Raw genomic sequence first — 3,440 nt, forward strand, 5'->3', positions numbered from 1 at the left:
CCGTCATAGAGCGCAACGGCGCAGAATTCTGCAATCGTTGCACGCCTTAGCGTCACGGCATGGATCCTAGGGTCTGCGCGCGTCGCTTCGCTCCTTGCTCCGCCCTAGGATGACGAATTCAGAAGGCTCCAGCCAACCGCCATCGGCAGCCATGCCTACGTATTCACACCCAGTTCAGCCAGCCGCTCCACGCAGGATTCCTCGGCCTGGTCGAGCTCGGCCAACGTCTCTTCCAGGTCGCGCCGCTTCTGGCGCAGATCCTCGCGCTTTTCCTCGATACGCCGGATCATCAGCTTTAGCTGGCCGACCTCGCCGGGCGGCTCCTTGTACATCTGGATGATCTCGCGGATCTCGTTGATCGAGAAGCCGAGCCTTTTTCCCCGCATGATCTGACGGATGAGATGCCGGTCGGACGGCCGGAATAGCCGCGTGCGGCCGCGTCTCACCGGCTGCACCAGCCCTTCGTCCTCGTAAAAACGCAACGTCCGCGTCGACACGTCGAACTCCCGTGTCAGCTCGGTGATCGTGTAATATTCCCGCATTCCCACTCCCAAGCCAAGGCATCGCCACGTTCAGCGTCGCCCTTCCCTACTGTGATACCCATGCAGCGCCGGAATCGGCACCTGACCCCGCGGCAGCCTCGCACGGCATTTACGTAAAAGTCAATTGAAGCGACTTTCGCCAAAGGACTGTCGAGATTCAGGTCAGGCCGAGTCGAAAATGGTGGTTTCTGAGAACCGGAGCGGAGCGTACTTGAAGTACGTGAGCACCGGAAGCGCAAGAGACCGCCATTTGCAGGCCGGCCTCACCTGAATATCGACTGTCCTAGGGCACTCTAAACCACCACGTCGCCAACCCCAGAAAGGCGAAGAAGCCGACACAGTCGGTGACGGTGGTGACGAAGACGGCCGAGGCAACCGCCGGATCGATCTTGAAACGATCAAGCACCAGCGGGATCAGGATGCCCGCAAGTGCCGCGGCGAACATGTTGATGATCATCGCCGCCGCGATGATGCCGCCCAGATTGGGGTCGCGGAACCAGAATCCGGCGACCATGCCGATCAGCACCGCGAACACCACGCCGTTGATGAAACCGACGCCGAGCTCGCGGCGAATGATGCGCGCGGAATTGTAGATATCGAGGTCCCTGGTCGCCAGCGCCCGCACGGTGACGGTCATGGTCTGCGAGCCGGCATTGCCGCCCATGCCGGCGACGATCGGCATTAGCACGGCAAGCGCCACGATATGCTCGATCGTGCGGTCGAACAGGCCGATCACCGACGCGGCGAGGAAGGCGGTCAGCAGATTGACCAGCAGCCAGGGCACGCGCGAGCGCGAGGTAGCGAGCACGGTGTCGGACAGTTCTTCGTCGCCGACGCCGCCCATGCGCAGAAGGTCTTCTTCCGCCTCCTCCTGGATGACGTCGACCACGTCGTCGATGGTGAGCACGCCGACCAGCCGCCCGTTCTCGTCGACCACGGCGGCGGAGAGCAAATTATATTGCTCGAACTCGCGGGCCGCCTCTTCCTGGTCCATCGTGGCCGGGATCGCGTGCAGCGTCTCATGCATGACCTCCTCGACCTTGACCGCGCGCCTGGTGCGCAGGATCTGATCGAGGTCGATGGCGCCGAGCAGCTTGAAGCTCGGATCGATGACGAAGATCTGGCTGAAGCGCTCGGGCAGGTTCTTGTCCTCGCGCATGTAGTCGATGGTCTGGCCGATCGTCCAGAACGGCGGCACGGCGACGAACTCGGTCTGCATGCGCCGGCCGGCCGTCTCTTCCGGATAGTCGAGCGCGCGGCGCAGCCTGATGCGCTCGGTGAAGGGCAGCTGCGACAGGATCTCGTCCTGGTCTTCCTTCTCGAGGTCCTCGAGAATGTAGACGGCGTCATCGGAATCGAGCTCCTGCACCGCCTGCGCGATCTGCGCGTTGGGCAAATTGTCGACGATGTCGAGGCGGATCGCCTCGTCGACCTCGGTCAGCGCGGAGAAGTCGAAATCGGAGCCAAGCAACTCGACCAGCGCGCGGCGCTGTTCGGGATGAAGCGCCTCCAGCACGTCACCGAGTTCCGACTGGTGCAGGTCGTCGACTTCGCGCTTGAGGGTGATCGTGTCGCGGTCGGCGATCGCCGCGCCGATCTGGGCAAGGAAGGAGGCGCGCACGGCACCGTCCTCGCCATAGATGTCGGCGTGATGCTCCTCGGCGGGCGCGACGTCGGTCGTCTGTCTGTCCTGGCCTTCCACCAGCGCCTCCCGCATCGAGGAATCTCGAAATGAGGTCTAGCGCATGACCCCGCAAACCGGAAATCGCTTTCGGAGAAATCCCAGACCTTTGCAGCAGATAGCGCGGCTACAGGATTCGTCTTGATAAGATGTCGCGCTAGAGCCCGGAATAGCCGAAGAAATATCGCGGCAATCCTGCTCACGGAATCGCTTACCTACCCCATGTCGCCGCTGTGACAATACCTCCAGCCGACGCGACAGCGCATGTCGCTGGGGATAGAGCACCCCTTCCCCGTTGAGGCAGAATTGTCATGACAGGGTCCGAAGAGGCCGACGAATGGGTGGAATCGAAAAGGTGAGCGGCAGGCCTTGAACCTCGCGTCGCGGAAAACGGAAGAAACAGCTGGCGGGCAGCGCGTTCGCGTGGTCGTCGCCGAACGCAATCCTTTCGTCGTTTCGGCGCTGCGCGAAATGCTGGAATGCGACGGCCGCTTCGATCTGCTCGGTGTTGTGCACAGCGGCGCGCAATTCCTGGATATGGCCACTGCCACACAGTTCGATGTCGCCGTCGTCGGCTGGAAGCTCGCCGACATGGACGGCGCCGACGTGCTGACGGAAGTTCAGAGCCGCGAGCTTGGCGTGCGCATCACGATCTTTTCCAACGACCATGACATCGGCATCCTGAAGCAATGCGTGCGCCTCGGCGCTCAAGGCTATTGCTTCCAGTTCGACGAGGCGCCGGTGATCTTCGAGACGATCCTGGCGGTCGCGCATGGCCGCATCTGCATTCCCTATATCGACATCAACAAGGTCAACGACACGCCCTTGTCCCGGCTCACCGTGCGCGAGCGGGAACTGCTGGCGGTGCTGTCCGACGGCTGGACCAATTTGCAGATCGCCACGCGTACAGGGATTTCCGAGAACACGGTGAAATACCACCTGAAGAATCTCTACGACAAGCTGGACGTGCGCAATCGCGCCATGGCCGTCGCACTCTATTCCAGCGAGAAACAACGCACGTCCAAATCGCCTGTCGGGTAGGCCGATCGGGTAGGCCAGACGGGTAGGTCCATCCCACCCGCAAGGGCCAACAACCTACCCGGCAAGGTGTTGTTGGCGAGCCTCGCCAGGACGAAACTTCCTCCACAATCAAAAACGATCGGAGGAATTTCGCATGGCTGGGTTCACGCATCTTTTCATCCCGGGGCCCACCAACA

General features: G+C 61.8%; 3 protein-coding genes. 1 reads left to right on the forward strand and 2 read right to left on the reverse strand.

Features of this window, described 5'->3' with window-relative positions; translation table 11 throughout:
* Positions 1–155 precede the first annotated feature (155 nt).
* Both EOA27_RS28110 and mgtE read right to left on the reverse strand, forming a co-directional pair.
* The gene (locus EOA27_RS28110; RefSeq protein WP_095815511.1) at positions 156–542 is read right to left on the reverse strand and encodes a MerR family DNA-binding transcriptional regulator; all 387 of its coding nucleotides are present in this window, start codon (positions 540–542) and stop codon (positions 156–158) included.
* A 283-nt stretch (positions 543–825) separates the two neighbouring features.
* On the reverse strand, positions 826–2,259 hold the full coding sequence (mgtE, locus tag EOA27_RS28120) for a magnesium transporter (protein WP_126082129.1): 1,434 nt from the start codon (positions 2,257–2,259) through the stop codon (positions 826–828).
* Positions 2,260–2,646: 387 nt separating this feature from the next.
* On the opposite strand from mgtE, the gene EOA27_RS28125 reads away from it, so the two are divergent.
* A complete protein-coding gene (locus EOA27_RS28125) occupies positions 2,647–3,264 on the forward strand; it encodes a response regulator transcription factor (protein WP_281059483.1) in 618 nt (205 codons plus the stop codon).
* Positions 3,265–3,440: the final 176 nt, after the last annotated feature.

Origin of the sequence: Mesorhizobium sp. M2A.F.Ca.ET.037.01.1.1 (assembly GCF_003998075.1) — a bacterium.
Lineage (GTDB): Bacteria > Pseudomonadota > Alphaproteobacteria > Rhizobiales > Rhizobiaceae > Mesorhizobium.